General features: G+C 58.0%; 18 protein-coding genes and 1 tRNA gene. 10 read left to right on the top strand and 9 right to left on the bottom strand.

The window, feature by feature from the left end; translation table 11 throughout:
* Positions 1-45: 45 nt before the first annotated feature.
* Positions 46-3498, bottom strand: a complete 3453-nt coding sequence (gene mfd, locus B0B09_RS03755) for a transcription-repair coupling factor (RefSeq protein WP_076658425.1) — start codon at positions 3496-3498, stop codon at positions 46-48.
* Between the two features lie 52 nt (positions 3499-3550).
* Positions 3551-4075 (bottom strand): hypothetical protein, encoded by a 525-nt coding sequence (locus B0B09_RS03750; protein WP_076658424.1) that lies wholly within the window; start codon positions 4073-4075, stop codon positions 3551-3553.
* 125 nt (positions 4076-4200) lie between these two features.
* On the opposite strand from B0B09_RS03750, the gene hemB reads away from it, so the two are divergent.
* Together hemB and B0B09_RS03740 are read left to right on the top strand one after the other, a co-directional pair.
* Positions 4201-5199, top strand: coding sequence for a porphobilinogen synthase (hemB, locus tag B0B09_RS03745; protein ID WP_076658423.1), 999 nt, complete (start codon positions 4201-4203; stop codon positions 5197-5199).
* Positions 5200-5357: 158 nt separating this feature from the next.
* Positions 5358-5915 (top strand): lipid-binding SYLF domain-containing protein, encoded by a 558-nt coding sequence (locus tag B0B09_RS03740; RefSeq protein ID WP_207552128.1) that lies wholly within the window; start codon positions 5358-5360, stop codon positions 5913-5915.
* Here B0B09_RS03740 and B0B09_RS03735 read toward each other — a convergent pair.
* Entirely contained in the window at positions 5912-8323 is a 2412-nt protein-coding gene (locus tag B0B09_RS03735; protein ID WP_076659777.1) for a GcvT family protein, read from the bottom strand. The genes B0B09_RS03740 and B0B09_RS03735 overlap by 4 nt on opposite strands.
* Positions 8324-8461: 138 nt before the next feature.
* On the opposite strand from B0B09_RS03735, the gene B0B09_RS03730 reads away from it, so the two are divergent.
* Entirely contained in the window at positions 8462-9067 is a 606-nt protein-coding gene (locus B0B09_RS03730) for a nucleotidyltransferase family protein (protein ID WP_076658422.1), read from the top strand.
* On the opposite strand, the gene B0B09_RS03725 is transcribed toward B0B09_RS03730, so the two are convergent.
* The 3 genes from B0B09_RS03725 to ypfJ form a co-directional block, all read right to left on the bottom strand.
* Positions 9057-9755 (bottom strand): Hint domain-containing protein, encoded by a 699-nt coding sequence (locus tag B0B09_RS03725; protein ID WP_084190719.1) that lies wholly within the window; start codon positions 9753-9755, stop codon positions 9057-9059. The genes B0B09_RS03730 and B0B09_RS03725 overlap by 11 nt on opposite strands.
* A 379-nt stretch (positions 9756-10134) precedes the next feature.
* Positions 10135-10220, bottom strand: a tRNA-Leu gene (locus tag B0B09_RS03720).
* A 49-nt stretch (positions 10221-10269) separates the two neighbouring features.
* A complete protein-coding gene (gene ypfJ / locus B0B09_RS03715; protein ID WP_076658421.1) occupies positions 10270-11121 on the bottom strand; it encodes a KPN_02809 family neutral zinc metallopeptidase in 852 nt (283 codons plus the stop codon).
* Between the two features lie 110 nt (positions 11122-11231).
* On the opposite strand from ypfJ, the gene B0B09_RS03710 reads away from it, so the two are divergent.
* Positions 11232-11810, top strand: coding sequence for a YqaA family protein (locus tag B0B09_RS03710; protein WP_076658420.1), 579 nt, complete (start codon positions 11232-11234; stop codon positions 11808-11810).
* Positions 11807-12298 (top strand): disulfide bond formation protein B, encoded by a 492-nt coding sequence (locus B0B09_RS03705; RefSeq protein WP_076658419.1) that lies wholly within the window; start codon positions 11807-11809, stop codon positions 12296-12298. Before B0B09_RS03710 ends, B0B09_RS03705 begins: the two co-directional genes overlap by 4 nt.
* On the opposite strand, the gene B0B09_RS03700 is transcribed toward B0B09_RS03705, so the two are convergent.
* Positions 12255-12674 (bottom strand): Lrp/AsnC family transcriptional regulator, encoded by a 420-nt coding sequence (locus B0B09_RS03700; RefSeq protein WP_076658418.1) that lies wholly within the window; start codon positions 12672-12674, stop codon positions 12255-12257. The two genes, B0B09_RS03705 and B0B09_RS03700, sit on opposite strands and share 44 nt — an antisense overlap.
* 86 nt (positions 12675-12760) lie before the next feature.
* Here B0B09_RS03700 and rocF point away from each other — a divergent pair, with 86 nt between their 5' ends.
* Both rocF and ocd read left to right on the top strand, forming a co-directional pair.
* Positions 12761-13690 (top strand): arginase, encoded by a 930-nt coding sequence (gene rocF, locus B0B09_RS03695; protein WP_076658417.1) that lies wholly within the window; start codon positions 12761-12763, stop codon positions 13688-13690.
* Positions 13687-14733 carry an ornithine cyclodeaminase gene (ocd, locus tag B0B09_RS03690; RefSeq protein WP_076658416.1) on the top strand — a complete coding sequence of 349 codons (1047 nt, stop codon included), beginning with the start codon at positions 13687-13689 and terminating at the stop codon, positions 14731-14733. Before rocF ends, ocd begins: the two co-directional genes overlap by 4 nt.
* A 209-nt stretch (positions 14734-14942) precedes the next feature.
* Here the strand turns inward: ocd and B0B09_RS03685 are convergent, their stop codons facing one another.
* Positions 14943-15209: an usg protein gene (locus B0B09_RS03685; RefSeq protein ID WP_055685746.1), complete on the bottom strand. Its 267-nt coding sequence runs from the start codon at positions 15207-15209 to the stop codon at positions 14943-14945.
* Positions 15210-15405: 196 nt separating this feature from the next.
* Between B0B09_RS03685 and gyrA the strand changes: the two genes are divergently transcribed.
* From gyrA to gluQRS, 3 genes are all read left to right on the top strand, one after another.
* Positions 15406-18150 (top strand): DNA gyrase subunit A, encoded by a 2745-nt coding sequence (gyrA, locus tag B0B09_RS03680; protein ID WP_076658415.1) that lies wholly within the window; start codon positions 15406-15408, stop codon positions 18148-18150.
* A gap of 64 nt (positions 18151-18214) precedes the next feature.
* Positions 18215-19573 carry a methylenetetrahydrofolate--tRNA-(uracil(54)-C(5))-methyltransferase (FADH(2)-oxidizing) TrmFO gene (gene trmFO, locus B0B09_RS03675; RefSeq protein WP_055292790.1) on the top strand — a complete coding sequence of 453 codons (1359 nt, stop codon included), beginning with the start codon at positions 18215-18217 and terminating at the stop codon, positions 19571-19573.
* Position 19574: 1 nt separating this feature from the next.
* On the top strand, positions 19575-20399 hold the full coding sequence (gluQRS, locus tag B0B09_RS03670; RefSeq protein WP_076658414.1) for a tRNA glutamyl-Q(34) synthetase GluQRS: 825 nt from the start codon (positions 19575-19577) through the stop codon (positions 20397-20399).
* Here gluQRS and hisI read toward each other — a convergent pair.
* Complete coding sequence (gene hisI, locus B0B09_RS03665; protein ID WP_076658413.1) at positions 20396-20740, bottom strand: phosphoribosyl-AMP cyclohydrolase; 345 nt, start codon at positions 20738-20740, stop codon at positions 20396-20398. The two genes, gluQRS and hisI, sit on opposite strands and share 4 nt — an antisense overlap.
* Positions 20741-20805: the final 65 nt, after the last annotated feature.

The following is a 20805-nucleotide window of genomic DNA, read 5'->3' as shown; positions in this document are numbered from 1 at the left end:
GTTCTTACTGGCCCGTAAATATCCCCGCCGGAGGCATAAAATCTCTTAGGCGCTGGCCTTGGCTTTCTTCTCATCCGCCAGCTTTTGCGCCAGATCACGGGCAATATTGAACGCACCCTGAATTTTATCGCGTTCTTTTTCCCAATCGCGGCGCACAACGATCTTGTTGTCCTTGATCTTTGCCGTGCCGTTTTGTGCATGGACGAAATCAACCAGCCCTTTGGGCGAGGCAAACTTGTCATTGTGGAACTGGATCGTGGCCCCCTTGGGCCCTGCATCCAGCTTGGCAATGCCTGCGCGTTTGCACATCGCCTTGATCCGCACGACCAGCATCAGCGTGTTCACCTCACGCGGCAGCTTGCCGAAACGGTCGATCAGTTCCGCAGCAAACCCTTCCAGTTCAACCTTGGTGGCAAGCTCTGACAGGCGCCGGTACAGCCCCAGACGCACGTCCAGATCGGGCACATAGTCTTCAGGGATCAGCACGGGCACGCCCAGATTGATCTGTGGTGCCCATTGGCCATCGTCGATAATGCCTTCGGCCTCACCCGACCGGATTGCGGCGATCTGGTCTTCAAGCATTTGCTGATAAAGCTCGTAACCCACTTCCCGCATCTGGCCTGATTGTTCTTCACCCAAAAGGTTGCCCGCACCGCGAATATCCAGATCCTGTGATGCCAGCGTAAAGCCTGCCCCCAGCGTATCAATCGATCCCAACACGCGCAGGCGTTTCTGTGCGGTATCGGTCAGTTTCTGGCGGGGTTTGGTTGTCAGGTACGCATAAGCGCGGGTTTTCGAACGCCCGACACGACCCCGGATCTGGTAAAGCTGGCTGAGACCGAACATATCCGCGCGCCAGACGATCATCGTGTTCGCAGTCGGAATATCCAGACCGCTTTCCACAATCGTCGTGGCCAGCAGCACGTCATATTTGCCATCATAGAACGCATTCATGCGGTCATCGAGCTCACCTGCCGCCATCTGCCCCGTGGCGGAGATAAAGGTGACTTCCGGCACCTCACGTTTGAGGAACTCTTCCATTTCTGCCATATCGGTGATGCGCGGCACCACGAGAAAGGACTGCCCGCCGCGATAGTGTTCGCGCAACAGCGCTTCACGCACGGTGATGGTGTCGAATTCACTGACATAAGTCCGGATCGCCAACCGGTCGATAGGCGGTGTCCCAATGATCGACAGATCGCGGACGCCCGAGAGCGACAGCTGCAGGGTCCGCGGAATGGGTGTCGCAGTTAGGGTCAGCACATGCACATCGGTGCGCAACTGTTTCAGGCGCTCTTTATGCTGCACCCCGAATTTCTGTTCCTCATCAATGACAAGCAAGGCAAGGTTCTTGAACTTCACCCCTTTGGCCAACAGCGCATGGGTCCCGACCACAACATCAACGGTCCCGTCCGCAAGACCTTCGCGGGTCAGGTTCGCGTCCTTCGCCGACACAAAACGCGACAAAGGCCGCACGTTCACAGGGAACCCGCGGAAACGTTCGGCGAAACTCTGGTAGTGCTGGCGCGCCAGCAGGGTCGTGGGCGCAATGATCGCCACCTGCACGCCTGACAGTGCGGCGACAAAGGCCGCGCGGATCGCAACCTCGGTCTTGCCAAAGCCCACATCGCCACAGATCAGGCGGTCCATCGGCTTGCCCGACCCAAGGTCTTCGAGCACATCGGCAATCGCTGCCAGTTGATCGTCGGTTTCGACATAGGGAAAGCGCGCAAGGAACTGGTCCCATAGTCCATCAGGCGGGTCCAACGCAGGTGCGGTGCGCAATTCGCGCTCTGCCGCCACACGGATCAAACGTTCGGCAATCTGGCGGATGCGTTCCTTCAGCTTGGCCTTCTTGGCCTGCCATGCCCCACCGCCGAGTTTGTCCAAGAGCCCTGTCTCATGGCCGTATTTCGACAGCAGTTCGATGTTTTCGACAGGCAGATAAAGCTTTGAGTCTTCTGCGTATTCCAACAGAAGACATTCATGGGCCGCACCCAAAGCGGTGACCACTTCCATGCCCATATAGCGCCCGACACCGTGGTCGACGTGCACTACCAGATCACCGGGGGACAGGCTATTGGCCTCGGACAGGAAATTCTCGGCGCGGCGTTTGCGTTTGGTCTGCCGGATCAGCCGGTCGCCCAACACATCCTGCTCGGAGATCACGGTCAGGCCGGGGGCCTCGAACCCGTGATCCAGCGGCCACACCGCCAGATGCACACCCCGTTTCCCGACACGGCTGAAATCAGAGACCGTGATCGTCTCACCGATCCCTTCATCCTCGATCAGCCCTTCCAGACGCTCGCGCGCGCCCTCGGAATATGACGCGATCACGACAGGACCGTCGCTCAGTTTTGCTTTAATATGATCTGCCAAGACGCTGAAAAGGCTGATCTGTTCTTGTTGACGCTCTGGTAGGAAATTCCGTCCGATCCGCCCGCCTGCATCAATCACCCCAAGACCTGTGGCCTGCTTGAGCGGTGAAAACTGCATCACGCGGCGGTTGGTCACTGCCTTGTCCCACCCGGCCTCATCGAGGTAGAGCAGTTGCGGCGGCGCCGGTTTATAGACGCTGTCCATGCGCCCCTTTTGGCTTAGCGCATGCATGCGCGTGCCGTATTGGTCGGCGATACTGTCCCAGCGCGCCAGACGCATCGGGGTCATCTGGTCATCAAGTGTGATAGTTGCCTGAGGCAGGTAATCGAACAGCGTTTCCAGATCGTCCTGAAAGAACCCCAGCCAATGTTCGACACCGGCGTGTTTGCGCCCTGCCGAAACCGCCTCGTAAAGCGGATCGTCCGTCCCGGCGGCCCCGAATTCAAGGCGGTAGTTCTGGCGAAAACGGGTGATCGCGGCCTCGTCTAGGATCACTTCGGATACGGGTGCCAGTTCGACCTCGGTCAGCTTTTCGGTGGTGCGTTGCGTCGCCGGATCAAAGCGACGCGCGCCATCAAGCACATCGCCAAACAGATCAAGGCGCACAGGGCCCGATTGACCGGGTGGATAGATGTCGATGATCCCGCCGCGAATGGCATAATCCCCCGGTTCCATCACGGTCGGGCTTTGGGTGAACCCCATCCGGACAAGGAAATGGCGCAGCGCCTCTTCGTCCATACGGTTGCCGACAGTGGCCTTGAACGCCGCCTCGCGCAGCAGGCTGCGCGCTGGCACACGCTGCATGGCCGCCGAAAGGGTTGTCAGGATGATGAACTGCTGCGGCATCCCGTGCACCAGCGCCGCCAGCGTCGCCATGCGCGCCGCCGAAATATCGGTATTGGGCGAGACGCGGTCGTAAGGCAGACAATCCCATGCAGGAAAGACGAAAACGGGCATATCGGGCGCGAAGAACGCCAAAGCCGCCTGCATAGCCGCAAGCCGTTTATCATCGCGCGCGACATGCAGAACCGGTGCACCTTTGCCAAGTTCGGCAAGGATCAATTGAGCGTCATACCCTTCGGGCGCGCCACTGACAGTAATATGATTGGGATCAGACATTCCGCTGACCTACCCCGCGCGCCCGCCGTGTCAACTGTTAAGGGCCCTGATTCTAAAAGAAACGCTGCGCGGAAATCACCACATACATGCCGTACATCGACGTCAAGAACAGCGCGATCATGCTTACTACCTGCGTCCACAAACGTACGCGAAACAGCCTGTCCACCAGTTCCCGCCCCTGTAAAGGTGCCGCTTCCAACTGATGCGCCAGACGCATGTTCATGACCATGATCAACGTCAGCGGGGCGGTCAGCGCCAAAAGCCCCTGTGCAAGCTCGACGCGGTAAAAGACGCCCAGGACCACAAGAACACTCAGGCTGAAGGCAACCATGATCGCAATGGCGACGCCAAGATATGCGTTGATCGCCACGATCCGCCGGACATTCACATCCACCAGTTTTTCAAGATCGGCCAGATGCGGGCTGTCCAATTTGCGCGCCCGAAAAAGCACATCAAACGGGACGCCAAGCAACCAGTTGCTGGCCACCGCATAAGTGACCATCACCGCCATCCAGTACCAGAAGCTGTCGAAGGTTTGAAATTCAAGTAGCCGGAGCAGCTCAATCGTCGATTCCAAGCGTCTTATCCATCTGTCTTTGCGTCTTGAGCCGGAACCTAGCGCCCGAGACCGCCCTTGCCCAGCCTTGTGATGGCGCAAAATCCGTGGCACCAAGAAATTCAGTTTATTTGAGGCCACAGACCATGAACCCGACCGTTGCACCTTTTCCCGCCACACGCCTGCGCCGGATGCGTCAGAGCCCTGCATTGCGCGCTTTGTCCCGCCAGAACACGCTGACGGTGGATGATTTGATCTGGCCGGTCTTTGTGATGGATGGCAAGGATGCGGAAACACCGATCGCCTCGATGCCTGGCGTCGTCCGGCGCACGGTGGATCGCGTCGCGCTGGCCGCAAAAGAGGCGCAAGCCCTTGGTATCCCTGCGATTTGTATCTTTCCCTATACGGGCATGGAAGCCCGGACCGAGGATTGCGCGATGGCATGGGACCCCGACAACCTGACCAATCAGGCCATTCGCGCGATCAAGCAAGCTGCCCCGGATATCGCGGTTATGACCGATATCGCGCTTGATCCCTACAACATCAACGGACACGACGGTTTTGTCGAGAACGGCGAGATCGTGAATGACCGCACCGTCGAGGCTTTGGTCAAAATGGCGCTCGCGCAGGCCGATGCGGGTGCTGATATTCTGGGCCCGTCTGACATGATGGATGGACGGATCGGGGCGATCCGCACGGCATTGGAGGCCGAAGGACACCACAATGTAACGATCCTCAGCTATACGGCCAAATATGCCTCGGCGTTCTATGGCCCTTTCCGTGATGCGGTGGGTGCCTCTTCTGCGCTGACAGGCGACAAGAAAACCTATCAGATGGACCCCGGCAACAGTGATGAGGCCCTGCGCCTTGTGGCGCGTGATCTGGCCGAAGGGGCCGATATGGTGATGGTGAAACCGGGGATGCCATATCTGGATATTTGCCGCCGTGTGAAAGATACTTTCGGTGTGCCCACCTATGCCTATCAAGTCAGCGGCGAATACGCGATGTTGCAGGCGGCGGCCCAGAACGGATGGCTTGACGGTGAAAAGGTCATGATGGAAAGCCTGCTGGCTTTTAAACGCGCCGGATGTGACGGTATCCTGACCTATTTCGCGCCTGAAGCGGCAAGAATTCTGAACGGCTAACCTTGCTTGTTCCCCCACCCGTTCTTTCCCGGACCATTTGAAGGGCGAACTTTGGCACGCAAGGCACCTTGAAGGGTGACACCGCTGTGATCCTGCCCTATAAAAATCAGTATAAGGGTCGAAAAACGGCCCCATCACAGGCAATAGGCGGATATATCATGAGCAATTTGACAAGGCGCAGTTTTGCGTTGGGGACATTGGCAGCGTCAACGCTGGCAGCATGCAGCAACGGCATCGGCAGCCCCGGTGGTGCGACAATCGACGCACGCGTCGACAGTACGCTGAACGGGATGTTCCAGCAGTATCCGGGCACGCGCGATCTTGCAGAGCGGTCTTCGGGGCTCTTGGTGATGCCATTGGTGACGGAAGTGGGCCTCGGTCTGGGCGGATCATTTGGACGTGGCGCATTGCGCGTCGGTGGATCGACCGTCGATTATTACTCGGCCACGTCCGGCAGTGCGGGTTTCCAGATTGGCGCACAACAGTTCAGCCATGTGCTTTTCTTCATGACACCAGAAGCGTTGATGGAATTCCGCCAAGGCCCTGGTTGGGCCGCAGGTGCGGATATGGAATACGCGTTCCGCGATCAAAGCGAGATGATCCGCGCCGAGACAACAACCTCCTTGGCCCCAGTGATTGCCGTAGTGTTTGCGCAGACAGGTTTGCGCCTTGGTGCCACGCTTGAGGGCACCAAATACACGCGCATCATTCCTTAAGCGCGCAACCGCTTTCCGGCGGGGTCAAACGGTGGCTCCGCCAGCACAACACCGCGGTGTGGCTTTCCAAGGATCATGACGTCAACAGCGGTGCCTGCGGGCACGTTTTTGAGATAGCCCAAGGCGAGTGATTTCGCGACGCTATAGCCGTATGTTCCCGATGTAACGCGGCCGACGGGTCTGCCGTCCGGCAAAAAGATCGGCTCACCGCCCGATGCATCTGCATCGGTGACCTCAGTCACCTCAATGACCTGCAAAAGTTCGCGCGGCACATTGTCTTTGATCTTCAGGTAGCTGCTTTTGTTCAAGAAATCTTTCTCAAGCTTAATCAGACGATCCAGTCCCACCTCTTGCGGCCAGTATTCCGGCGAATATTCGCGGCCCCAACTGCCATAGCCCTTTTCGATACGGAGCGACATCAGTGCCCGCGATCCCACAGGCCTTGCGCCCAGATCACGCCCTGCCGCGATGAGCGCCTCATAGAGCTGCAACTGATCGGCTTGTGCACAATGCAGTTCCCAGCCCAGATCACCGGTAAAGGACACACGCAACGCAACCACATCGACACCAGCGACCGTGATCTGTTGTGAATGCATAAAAGGGAACGCCTCGTTGCTCAGGTCTGCGTCGGTCAGTGTCGCCAGCAAAGCACGGGATTGCGGCCCCGCAACGTTGAAGCCGCACATCGTATCGGTACGGCTCTTGAATGTCGTCCCTGCCGGCAATGGAACCGCGTTCCAGAACCGCTGGTGATAATGCTCTGCCGCTCCGCTGCCAATGACCATGAAGGCATCACCGGCCAGCCGCGTGACCGTGAAATCCCCCGCAATACCGCCGTTCACGCCAATAAGCGGCGTCAGGCACGACCGGCCGACCGCTTTGGGCATATGATTGGCAAAGACGGCGTTCAGCCAATCCGCGGCGCCGGGGCCTTTGACGAAGTATTTGGCGAAGTTCGATATATCAATGATCCCGGCGGTTTGGCGCAGCATCCGCGCCTCACGGCCCACGGGTTCGAACCAGTTCTGGCGGGTGAACCCATTGGTTTCGGCGACATCAGGCGCATCGGCGAACCAGAGCGGATGTTCCCAGCCGTAGTTCAGGCCAAAGACCGCGCCCACAGCCTTTTGCATCTCATAGACAGGGCGTGTGCGAACAGGCCGGCCTGCGCTGCGTTCCTCATTGGGAAAATGGATCGCAAAACGTTTGGCGTATTGGTCGCCGACGCGGGCTTTGGTGAACTTCGCGTCCGCCCAGGGCCCGAAACGCGCCACATCCCACGCAAACATGTCATATTCGCTTTCGCCTTTGATGATCCACTGTGCCGCCATCAGGCCCATGCCACCCGATTGGCTGAATCCCGGGATAATGCCGTTGCAGCAGAAGTAGTTGCGCAAATCAGGATGCGGACCGTAAAGGACGTTGCTGTCAGGTGACCAGATCATCGGCCCATTAATGACGCGCTTGATCCCCGCCTCGCCCACAGCCGGTACGCGGGCGATGGCGCGCATCATATTGTCTTCGATCCGTTCAAGATCATCGGCAAACAATTCATGGCCAAAGCCCTGCGGGGTGCCATCTTCGGCCCAGAAGCGCACGTCTTTTTCATAGGCCCCGACCAAGAGGCCCTGCCCTTCCTGACGCAGATAATACTCCCCGTCACGGTCCGCGACCGAAGGCAGACGCCGGTCCAGTGCGGCGATCTGGGGGATCGTTTCGGTAACAAAATACTGATGCTCGGTCGGCAAAAGCGGCAAGGTGATGCCTGCCAGTTGCGCCACCTCCCGCCCCCAAAGCCCTGCGGCGTTAATGACCCATTCGGTGTGGATATTGCCTTTGGACGTCTCGACAATCCACGTGCCATCCGGCTGCGGGACAGTCGCCGTCACCGGCGTAAAGCGGTGAATCTCGGCACCGCGCTGGCGCGCGCCGATGGCATAGGCATTGGTCACACCTGATGGATCGACATTGCCGCCATCGGGTTCGAACATGATGCAGCGAATGCCATCAAAATCGACCAGCGGGTGCAGGCGTTCGGCCTCGGCGCGGTCAACTTCGTGAAAATTCATCCCGTAGAATTTGGCCTTCGCGGCCTGCAAGCGGAGCTGGTGTTCGCGCGCCTCGGTTTGCGCCAGATAGAGCGATCCGGGCTGGAACACGCCGCAAGACTGGCCCGTTTCCTCTTCCAGCGCATTATAAAGGTTCATCGTGTAATGCTGGATCCGGCTGATATTGGTGCTGTCATGCAACCCGTGGATATTCGCCGCCGCATGCCATGTGGAACCGGATGTCAGCTCATCGCGTTCCAGCAGCACAACATCGGTCCAGCCCAGTTTGGCAAGGTGGTACAGAATGGAGCAACCGATCACACCGCCTCCGATGACAACGGCTTGGGCATGGGTGCGCATCGGCGGAACCTTTCGTTTGATGACAGGCCCACCGTCTGCAATGGTAAGGGCAAGCGATAGCCGCCCACCGACACCTTTTGTCGTTTTCCGAACCGTCAGCGGTTTTTCAGCGCGATACATACGACGCCGCAAAGAGGAGTGCCCGAGATTACCAGCGTCCCGATCCTGATCCTTGCGGCTGGCCGGTCCCGCCGGATGCGCGGGCAAGACAAGCTGTTGGAAGATGTCGATGGCCTGCCACTATTGCGCCGCCAGATCGAAATGGCACAGGGCACAGGGCAGCCGGTTTTTGTGGCCGTCCCCCCCGATGCTATCGCCCGCCGGGCGATCATTGACGAAAGCAAGGCAACAGCTTTGATCGTCGCGGATGCAGATGAAGGCTTGTCCGCAAGTCTGCGCAGTGGCGTGGCGCAATTGCCAGATGCACCGGCCTTTCTGGTCATGCTGGGCGATCTGGTGGCACTTGAGACCGCAGATCTTGTGGCAGTTCTGGATGCCCGCAACGCGGCCCCTGATGCCTTGATCTGGCGGGGCACGACCGCTGACAGAAAACCGGGGCATCCTATCCTGTTTGATGCATCATTGCGGCCCGATTTTGCAGGTCTTGCGGGCGATAAAGGCGCGGATGCGCTCGTGAAAAAGCACACAGGTGCCACGCATTTTGTCGCGCTGCCGGATGCACGCGCGCGGTTCGATCTTGATACGCCGGAAGACTGGGACGCCTGGCGATTGACTAGGACGTGAACAAAAGGGCCGCTTCACGCTTGCCCAAAGTCCGTCGCGCTGCGCGATAGGCGGCAAGCCCCTCTTCGGTTGCCAACTCGGGGAACAGTGCAAAGAGTTCTTCGCGCTGATCCTCGTCAAAGCCCTTGAGTGTGTGGTCGCCGGGCTGGAAGCTCTCGCTCCAAGCGCCGTCAGCGAGTACGATCTCGTGATTTTCGCACATCATGTGGATATAGGTGACATAGGGCTGATCCGAGACTGATACTCCCTCTAATGCCAGCATATACTTGGCGGGCACGAGAATTTCAGACTGGCCAAAATAGAGTTCTGCCTTGTGCGACGTGATCAGGACACGGTGGGTCGGCGACACCATCATGTCCCGTTCCGGCATTCCGTCGCCAAGTGCGCCGGCGGCAATGACGATCGGCCGCAGTTGTGGCGCCTTTTTCAGTTCCATGAAATCAAGCCGCTTTTGACCGACCCAGTTTATGGCTTGAATACCATTGTCGCGGGTCAGAATACGGCCGCCTGCCTTCAGCGTTTCAACCGCCACCTCACCGCGCGGGGTTGCAATCATCGTCCCTGGGGTAAAGCAAGGCACCACGCGCTCAAGTTCATGAAAGCTGTGAACGAAATCGGCCCCTGCCGCTGTATCCGTGTTGTCGCTATCAATGTCGGTTGACAGCTTGTTCTGCGTGTCACGCGTCATGTCAAACCAGCCTTAAAATCCACGGGCATCCGACCACTCATCTCATCGTTGCGGCGGCCCCAACAAAGGGTCCTTGCAATTCCAACTCTTGAACCAAGCCCATTCACAGGCTGCTTTGAACGCATAGATCTGTCACCCAGCAAATGGATCTCGACCTCTGCCTCTTGTCTATTTGAGGCGCGCCACACTCTTAATGTTCCGGGCGTCCTGACGGCTAAAATACTATGTACACACAAAGACATAGATAGTCCGTTAAAGGAAAGACCCCCTCAGCTTGAATCATACAAATTTGGCTAAAATATGCTCATGTTGTGTCTTTCCTGCAGAAAGTCACAACCCTTGGTGGAGAAACGCGGACTGGTCATACAAGCAGGACCAGTGGTGCCGATGGAGAGACTCGAACTCTCACGATATTGCTATCGGGGGATTTTGAATCCCCTGCGTCTACCATTCCGCCACATCGGCAACAGCGCTTCTCCTAATGCCCCTATTCGGGCGCGTCAATCGTGATTTATCACAAACGGTTGGTCGAGAACGTGTCACAATCCGCAAGGTTGCCGCTGTCCAATCCGCGCTGGAACCAGCGCTGCCTTTGTTCGCTGGTCCCATGGGTAAAAGTATGGGGTTGCACGCGCTGCCCTGCGTTGCGTTGCAGGGTATCATCGCCGATTTGTGCGGCGGCGTTCATCGCCTCGGCAATATCGCCGCGCTCGAGGCTGCCGAATTTTTCCTGCGCGGTACGGGCCCATATCCCCGAAAGGCAATCCGCCTGAAGTTCGACCCTGACGGACATGGCATTGGAATCAGCCGCGCTCATTTGTGCGCGCATCTGGTTGACCTGCCCCAGTATGCCCAATTCATTCTGTACGTGATGCGCGACCTCATGGGCGACCACATAAGCGGCGGCAAAATCTCCACCGGCGCCCAGACGGTCCTCCATCGTCGTAAAAAACGCTGTGTCGAGAAAGGCTTTGCGTTCCGGCGGACAATAGAATGGCCCGGTTGCTGCAGATGCCCCGCCGCAGGCTGAACGTGTCTGGCCCTTGAACAGCACGAGCGTCGGCGGATCATAAGTCTGGCCGAGCTGGCGCGCAAAAATATCGGTCCAGACCTCTTCTGTATCCGCAAGCGTGACCGACACAAACTGTGCGGCGCGTTCATCCGCGGGTGTGATTTCGGTTTCTGCGCTGCTCTGCACACCAACGCCGCCGAGATCGACGAACTGGCTTGTATCCACCCCGAAATACAGACCTGCAAGCAAAATCAGGACCCCTGCGATCCCACCGATCCCCCCTGCCCGCCGGGTCCCGCTGCGCCGCCGGCGGTCTTCGATATTGCCGCTTCCACGTCGTCCCTGCCACTTCATCGCTTATCTCCTGTCGGGCGTTTGCCAGCAGTTTAGATGCTCCCCTGAACGACGCAAGCTTGACGATAGGGGCACTTCGTGGCCTAAGGCACAAAACCATCGGGCAGAAGATGTTACGCAGGCTTTACAACTGGACGATTTCAAGCGCGCAGTCGCCCTACGCCCTTTGGGTGTTGGCGTTTGTGTCATTTATTGAGTCCTCGTTTTTTCCTATCCCGCCCGACGTGCTGATGATCCCGATGATTATTGCACGGCCTTCGCGTGCCTTTTTGATTGCGGCCGTCGCCACCGTCGCCTCCGTGGCGGGGGGCCTGTTCGGCTATTACATTGGCGCTGTCTTGATGGAGACGATCGGCCAGCCGATCCTCGCGCTTTATGGCAAAGACGCGAGTTTTGCCGAGATGTCGGCTGTTTTCAACGAATATGGCGCATGGGCCGTGGTGGTGGCAGGTGTCACATTCCTGCCGTTCAAGGTGATTACAATCGCCTCGGGTGTCACCGGTCTGCCCTTGTCCGTCTTTATCGTGTCGTCCATTTTTGCGCGCGCGCTCAGGTTCTTCCTTGTCGCCGCGCTTTTGTGGAAATTCGGCGCACCGATCCGCGACTTTATCGAACGTCGGCTCGGATTGGTGTTCATCGTCTTTTGCGTGCTCCTGATCGCGGGATTCGCTATGATTGGATTGTTATGACCAGAAACCTGATGATCTTGTTGTCTGCGGGTGGATCTGCCGCATTGCTGGCCGGCGCCTTTTTGTTTCAGGCGCTGGGTTATCCTCCCTGCGCGATGTGCCTGTGGCAACGCTGGCCCCATGCGGCCGCAATCCTGATCGGTCTCTTGGCCTTGCGGTTTCCGGGCCGTGTTCTGCCTTTGCTTGGCGCCATTGCCGCCGCAACAACCGCAGCGATTGGCGTGTTTCATACCGGCGTCGAACGCGATTGGTGGGAAGGCCCGAGCAGCTGTACAGGCGGAAGTAGCCTCGAAGGGCTAACCGGTGCGGACCTGCTGACCGTTACAGGCCCGCGCGTTGTGATGTGTGATCAGGTCAGCTGGGAGCTGTTTTCGCTCTCTATGGCCAGTTGGAACGCGATTTTCTCGATTGGTCTGGTGATCGGCTGGATCATCGCAGTCCGGCTTAGCGGCGCGTCGACAGCAGCAGGTTCGTCTCGGAGCGCGTGACACCTTCCAGACGCCGGATCGCAAACAGCACCTGATCGAATGTTTCCAGCGTGTCGGTTCCGATCTCGGCGATCAGATCCCATGTGCCATTGGTGGAATGGACCGCCTGTACTTCAGTCATCCTTTGCAGTTGCTTCATCACCTTCTCGGCCCCGCGCCCCGCGATTTCCAGCATCATCAGACCGCGCACAGGATCAGGCCGCACGTCTGACCTTGTCAGCACCGTAAATCCCGCGATCTCGCCCCCTTGGACCAACCGGTCTAGGCGCACGCGCACCGTGCTGCGGGTGACGCCAAGCTGGGCGGCAAGCTCGGACAGCGACGCGCGCCCGTTGCGTTTCAAGGCAGCGATCAGGTGAGCATCCAATTCGTCCATTCGTATTATCCATTTTGTGTAATCCATTTACATTTTGCACAATTTGCACGCTTAACCCACCCCCTGTTTTGGGCAACACTCTGACCATGACACAAAAACACTGCATATTGATTGGCGCCCCTGTGGACTGTGGCAAACGCCGCCAGGGCTGCCTGATGGGCCCCGACGCCTACCGCACCGCCGGCATTGCCGAGGCGATCACGAAACTTGGCCATACGGTTGAAGATATCGGCAATCTGGCACCTGCCGATGTCACGGTGGCCGCCCCGAAAAACCCGCTGGTGCACAAGCTGGCGGAGAATATCGGCTGGACCCAGACCTTAATGGCCGCCGCGCAGGAGGCCGCCCCGCGCGGCATGCCCATTTTCCTTGGTGGCGATCATGCTTTGGCCGCGGGCACCGTGGCGGGCATGGCCGCCCATGCGCAAAAGCTGGGCCGCCCTTTCTTTGCGCTATGGCTGGATGCGCATAGCGACATTCACACGCCCGATACTTCTGACAGTGGCAATCTGCATGGAACACCCGTGGGTTACGTGACAGGACGCGACGGGTTTGACGCCTTTCCACCCCTGCCCGCCAAGGTCGAGACGCAGAATATCTGCATGATCGGTCTGCGTTCTGTCGATGAGGCTGAACATGCGGTCCTTGCGGGCGGTGATGTTGAACTGGTCGATATGCGCCGGATCGATGAGGAAGGGATCAGCACCCCGCTGAAAGCGTTTTTGGAACGCGTCGCGGCTGTGGATGGCATGCTGCACGTATCGCTGGACGTCGATTTCCTTGATCCCTCTGTCGCCCCTGCTGTCGGCACCACGGTGCCGGGCGGTGCGACCGTACGCGAAGGGCATCTGGTGATGGAGATCTTGTCGGACAGTGAACTTGTCACCTCGCTCGACCTTGTCGAGTTGAACCCCTTTCTGGATGACCGCGGCACCACCGCGAACCTGATGGTCGATTTGACCGCATCCCTTCTTGGCCGTCGCGTCTTTGACCGCCCAACACGAGATAAGAAATGAGCCTGAAAGCATCGCAGCGCGCCATGGTGCCCTTTGTCAGCGTCGATAACATGATGCGTCTGGTGCATCACATCGGCATTGAGGCATTTCTGGCCGATCTCGCAAATGAGATCGAAGCGGATTTCGCCCGTTGGGAGTTGTTTGACAAAACACCACGTGTGGGCAGCCACTCGGACGTAGGTGTCATTGAATTGATGCCAACCTCTGATGGCAAATTCTACGGCTTCAAATATGTCAACGGCCACCCCAAGAACATGAAAGAAGGCCTGCAAACGGTCACGGCCTTTGGTGTGCTTTCAGACGTCTATAGCGGCTATCCGCTGCTGTTTTCGGAAATGACGATCCTGACGGCGTTGCGTACCGGTGCGATGTCGGCCGTCGCAACAAAACATCTGGCGTCCCCTGATGCCAAAACAATGGCAATGATCGGCAATGGCGCGCAGTCGGAGTTCCAGTGCCTCGCGATCAAGGCGGTCTGCGGGATCGACAATATCCGCCTGTACGACATCGACAGTGCCGCGACCGAGAAATGCATGAAAAACCTTGCGGGACTTGGCTTTCACATCACCCCCTGCACAACGCCGGAAGAGGCGATTGAAGGCGCAGACGTGATCACGGTGGCGACTGCGGATAAGGATATGCAAACGATTCTGACCGACAATATGGTCGGTGCGGGCGTGCATATTAATGCTATCGGCGGCGATTGCCCCGGCAAGACAGAATTGCACCGCGATATTGTGGCGCGGTCTTCGATTTTCGTCGAATACCCGCCTCAAACGCGGATTGAAGGCGAAATTCAGCAGATGCCCGCCGATCACCCGGTGACCGAGCTTTGGCAAGTGATCACAGGTGCGCAGGCAGGGCGTAAATCGGCCGGTGAAGTCACGCTTTTTGATGGTGTCGGTTTCGCCATCGAGGATTTCAGTGCGTTGCGCTACGTGCACCGCAAAATCCAAGATACGCCCTATTATCTTGATCTGGACCTGATTGCCGATCCTGATGATCCGCGCGATCTGTTCGGGATGATCAAGCGCGCGGGATAGGCGGTTTTTCGTAAAGACGCATTATCTACCTTTTCGAAAGAATCTGCCGCGTCTATTGGTAGGCAAAGAACAAAAAAAGGTATGTCTTCATGTACAAAAGGACCCTTCTTCTAACCGCACTGATTGGCCTTCTCACGCTGGCCGCTTGCACTGCGCCTGCCCGTGATATCCCGCTTGTCCCACAACCGACGCCCGGACAGTTTTAGGGCTTAGTGATAGGTAAATTCGCCTGTCACATGCCGCCATTCACCCGGGCTGATCATCTTGCGATGGACAAATCGCACGGAATGTAGCGGCCCTTCCAACTCTTTGCGCCAAAAGCTGATGAAATTCAAAAGCTTGTCGTGGTCGGGTGCCAAATCATAGTCCTGCCAGACAAAGGTGTTTAGCACATGTGGGTAGTCCGGCATGTGATAGAACATCTCGGCTGTCGTCAGCCCGTAACCCTTCAACATCAATTCGGTTTCTGATGGCATGTTATTTTTCCTTGCTCACATTTGCCCCTGCTTCATGATTCCACCGGATAAAATTATGTCAACAAAAACAATATATTAGCAGCATGTCCGTGTGGCTGCTAACGCCTGACTGCATCCATCATTGCACCCCATATCAAGTGTCTGATAGAGTGGCTCCAACCAGATGTAGCAGTCCAAAAACCAACAGGCGGATCACGTGAACGATACCCCAGAAACACCTGAAAACGATGAAGAAAACCCGCCCATGCGCCCTGCGTATGAGGGGCCTTCTGTCACGATCGAGCATGAGCTGAAGACCAGCTATCTGGATTACGCCATGAGCGTCATCGTGTCGCGCGCGATTCCGGATTTGCGCGATGGTCTGAAACCGGTGCACCGCCGGATTTTGTACGCGATGCATGGTACGGGCAACACACCGGACAAACCTTACCGGAAATCATCACGTCCGGTGGCCGAGACAATGGGTAAATACCACCCCCACGGTGATAGCGCGATCTATGATGCGCTGGTGCGGATGGCGCAGGATTTCTCAATGTCGCTGGTGCTTTTGGATGGGCAAGGCAACTTTGGTTCGATGGATGGCGACCGTGCGGCGGCCTATCGCTATACCGAGGTGCGGATGGACCAACCTGCGGTCTATCTGCTGGCGGATATCGACAAGGACACCGTTGATTTTCAGGACAACTATGATGGCAAGGACCGTGAACCGACGGTTCTGCCTGCGCGTTATCCCAATATGCTGGTCAATGGCGCCGGTGGTATTGCCGTGGGCATGGCCACGAATATCCCGCCCCATAACCTGGGCGAAGTGATCGACGCCACGCTCGCGCTGATCGACAATCCCGACATGACGTCAGAGGAATTGATCGAGTATATCCCTGCCCCCGATTTCCCGACTGGCGGGATTATTCTGGGCCGCGCGGGTGCGCGCAAAGCCTATCTTGAAGGCCGTGGGTCCGTCATTGTCCGTGCCAAGACAGTGGTCGAGGAAATTCGCAAAGACCGCTATGCCATTGTGATCAATGAGATTCCATATCAGGTGAACAAAGCCTCAATGATTGACCGGATCGCAGAGGCTGCGCGCGACAAGAAGATCGAAGGCATCGCCCACGTGCAGGACGAATCCGATCGCAACGGTGTGCGCGTGGTGGTCGAACTCAAGCGTGATGCCACAGCCGAAGTGGTACTGAACCAGCTCTTCCGCTTTACCCCGATGCAAACCTATTTCGGCTGCAACATGCTGGCGCTGAACGGCGGCAAGCCCGAGCAGTTGACCCTGCGTGCCTTCCTGACCGCGTTCGTCGATTTCCGCGAAGATGTGGTGGCACGCCGCACCGCATATGAATTGCGCAAGGCGCGCGAACGCTCGCACCTGCTGTGCGGTCTGGCCGTTGCTGTCACCAATATTGATGAGGTTGTAGCGACCATTCGCTCGTCCGCCGACGCCGCGACAGCGCGCGAAAAGCTGATGACGCGCCGCTGGCCTGCAGAAGCGATCCTTGAATACATCAAGCTGATCGACGATCCGACCCATCCTGCGAATGAAGACGGCACCTATAACCTGTCCGAAGCGCAAGCGCGCGCGATCCTTGAGTTGCGTTTGCAACGCCTGACACAGATCGGCGTGAAAGAAGTCACAGACGAGCTGCAGGAACTCGCTGGAAAAATCCGCGAATACCTTGAAATTCTGGGCTCACGCGAACGCATCATGCAGATCATCCGTGACGAGTTGACCGAGGTGCGCGATCTTTTCGCCGTGCCGCGCCGCACCGAAATCGTCGACTGGTCGGGCGACATGGAAGACGAGGACCTGATCGAGAAAGAGGATATGGTCGTGACCGTGACCTCGGGCGGGTACATCAAACGCACGGCCCTCGCTGATTTCCGCGCGCAACGGCGTGGTGGTAAGGGCCTGTCGTCCATGGCCACCAAAGAAGAAGACGTGGTAACCACCCTCTTCGTCGCAAATACCCATACGCAGCTGTTGTTCTTCACGACCGACGGCATGGTTTACAAGCTGAAAACATGGCGTCTGCCGCTGGGCAGCCGCACCGCCAAGGGCAAGGCAATCGTGAACATCCTGCCAATTCCGCCGGGTGTTTCCATTGCCGCGATCATGCCTGTCGACCGCCCCGAGGAAGAATGGGATGACCTTCAGGTCGTCTTTGCGACCTCGGCAGGTACTGTGCGCCGCAACAAGCTATCGGATTTCACCAATGTCATGCGCAATGGCAAGATTGCGATGAAATTCGAGGATGAACATGCGGATACCACGCTGATTAACGCGCGTATTGCATCCAATGATGATGATGTGATGCTGGTCACCGACAGCGGGCGCGCCATCCGTTTCCCCGCCACCGACGTGCGCATTTTCAACTCGCGCAGTTCGGTGGGTGTACGCGGGATCCGTCTGCAGGGCGACGACAAGGTCGTGTCCATGTCGATCATCCGCCACTTCAAGGCCGAGGCCGAAGAGCGTGCCGCCTATCTGAAAATGCGCCGCGCAATGGCCGGTTTGGCCGATGACGCCGAGGTCGATGACGAGGAGGAGGCTGTCGCAGGTGCGATCACCCAAGAACGCTATGCAGAGATGTCTGCGGCCGAAAACCTGATCCTGACGATCACGGCAAAAGGGTCCGGCAAGCTGTCTTCCAGCCATGACTACCCAGTGCGCGGACGTGGCGGCATGGGTGTGGCCGCGATGGACAAGGCGATGCGCGGCGGTCCTTTGGTCACATCCTTCCCTGTGGAGATGTCCGACCAGATCATGCTGGTCACCTCGACCGGTCAGTCCATCCGCGTGCCTGTTGAAGGGATTTCCTTCCGCTCACGCGGGGCTGGTGGCGTCAAAGTGTTCGACACCGGCAAGGGCGAAACCGTGGTCAGCGTGGCCTGGATTGCCGACCAGGGCGAGGATGAGGAAAACCCCGTCACAGAATAACGCAAAAGGCCCGCAGATTGTCGCGGGCCTTTTCTTTTGCGGGGCTGCGGATTAGATCACGCCTATGGATAAAACACTCAATATCATCGGCGGCGGCATGGCCGGATCAGAGGCAGCATGGCAGGCGGCAAACGCGGGCCTGAAAGTTGTCATTCACGAAATGCGCCCCAAGGTGGAAACCTTTGCACATCGCACAGGCAACCTTGGCGAAATGGTCTGTTCCAATTCGTTCCGCTCGGATGATCATGAACAAAACGCTGTCGGATTGCTGCACTGGGAAATGATGCAGGCCGACGGGCTGATCATGCACACCGCCCACAAACACCGCCTGCCTGCCGGTGGTGCACTGGCGGTGGACCGTGATCCGTTCGCGGAAAGCGTGACAGCGGCACTCAAGGCCCATAGCAATATTTCTGTGTCTTATGAAGAGATTACGGCACTTCCTGAAAGCGGGAACTGGATCATTGCCACGGGTCCGCTGACCTCGGGCGCCTTGGCCGAGGCCATTCAGGCCGAGACCAGTGCCGAGGCACTGGCCTTCTTCGATGCGATTGCGCCAATTGTTTATCACGAGAGCATCAACATGGATGTGGCGTGGATGCAGTCGCGCTATGACAAGGGCGAAACCGAGGCGGAACGCACCGCATACCTGAATTGCCCGATGACCAAGGCCCAGTATGAAGCGTTTATTGATGCGCTCTTGGACGCCGAAAAGACCGAATTCAAAGAAGGCGAGACCGCAGGCTACTTTGACGGCTGTCTGCCGATCGAGGTGATGGCTGAACGCGGGCGCGAAACCCTGCGCTTTGGGCCGATGAAACCCGTCGGACTGACCAACGCCCATGATCCGCAAAACAAGCCCTATGCTGTGGTGCAGTTGCGCCGCGATAACGCATTGGGCACGCTCTACAATATCGTCGGCTTTCAGACCAAGATGAAATACGGCGCGCAAAAGGCTGTTTTCAAAATGATTCCCGGCCTTGAGGATGCGGAATTCGCGCGGCTGGGTGGGATCCACCGCAACACATTCATTAACTCGCCCACCTTGCTTGACGATCAAATGCGCCTGCGCAGCCGCCCCAATATCCGCTTTGCAGGGCAAATCACGGGTGTTGAAGGCTATGTCGAAAGTGCTGCCATGGGCCTTTTGGCGGGGCGTATGGCGGTGGCGGAAATGACGGGGCGCAGCCTTGCACCGGTCCCGAACACGACGGCCATGGGCGCCCTAGTGACCCACATCACCGGCGGCGCAGAGGCCAAGACGTTTCAGCCGATGAACGTGAATTTCGGGCTGTTCCCGCCACTTGACGGTGTGAAAAGCGGGCGCCGTGGCCGCAAAGAGCGCTACAAAGCCTATACCGACCGCGCCAAGGCCGATTGGCAGGCGTGGCTGGGCCAGACGATGCTGGACGCCGCCGAATAGCGTGCTGACGCGGTTTGCCCCATCGCCCACCGGCCCTCTGCATCTTGGACACGCCTATTCGGCTTTGACCGTCTGGCAAGTTGCCCGCGATCTGGGTGGCACCGCCCTCTTACGGATCGAGGATACCGACAGCACGCGGGTACGCCCCGCACATGAGGCGGGTATATATGAAGATCTGGCATGGCTTAGCCTGACATGGCCAACACCGGTGCGCCGCCAGTCCGACCATTACGCGGAATATGACGCAGTTCTGGAACACCTTGGCGACGCGGGCCTGATTTATCCCTGTAGCTGTACGCGCCGCCAGATTGCAGATGCAGGCGCCAAACCGGGTGCGGACGGATTGGTTTATCCCGGCACGTGTCGTCACCGCAGTATGGCGGATGCACAACCCGGTGACGGGCTGCGTCTGGATATCGCCAAGGCCTTGGCCCGGATCGACGGGCCGTTAGGATATGATGAGACAGGCGCAACCACGTCCCAAAACATCACCGATGACCTGCTGCTGGGGACCATTGGCGATCCGATCTTGCGGCGCAAGGATACGGGCGATCCGGCCTATCATCTGGCCTGCGTCGTGGATGATGCGCTGCAGGGCATTACACATGTGGTGCGCGGCATGGATCTGCGTGATCTGACGCCGCTGCATGTGCTGATCCAGGCGCTCTTGGACTATCCGACGCCTGTCTATCATCACCACCCACTGATTACAGACGCGGATGGCAAGCGGCTGGCGAAGATTGATCACGCCAAGGCGCTGGCTAAATACCGCGCCGAAGGTCTGAGCGTGCAGGACATCAAGCACATGATCGGCTGGCGCGATTAGTCGCTGACCTCTTCGCCGTCGTGCACGGCGGTGAAAAAGCAGCTACGCGCCCCTGTGTGACAGGCCGGCCCGGTCTGGTTGACCCGCACCAAGAGGCAGTCGCGGTCACAATCCACGCGAAAATCCACCAGTTCCTGCGTATGGCCGCTGGTTTCACCTTTGATCCAGAATGCCTGCCGTGAACGCGACCAATAGGTGACGCGCCCCGTTTCAAGTGTCTGCGCCACCGCATCGGCGTTCATCCACGCCATCATCAGCACCTCACCGGTTGCAGCATCTTGTGCAATCGCGGGGATCAGGCCTGCGTCGTTATAAAGCAGGGTCGCGGGATCGAAGGGCATATCAAAAACCTTTGCAAGCGGGGCGGCCCGCACTATCTAATGGGGTGTAAGAAAAAGGGCAACGC

It is taken from the genome of Yoonia rosea, from assembly GCF_900156505.1.
GTDB classification, from domain to species: domain Bacteria; phylum Pseudomonadota; class Alphaproteobacteria; order Rhodobacterales; family Rhodobacteraceae; genus Yoonia; species Yoonia rosea.
This window is presented reverse-complemented; position numbering and strand designations above follow the sequence as displayed.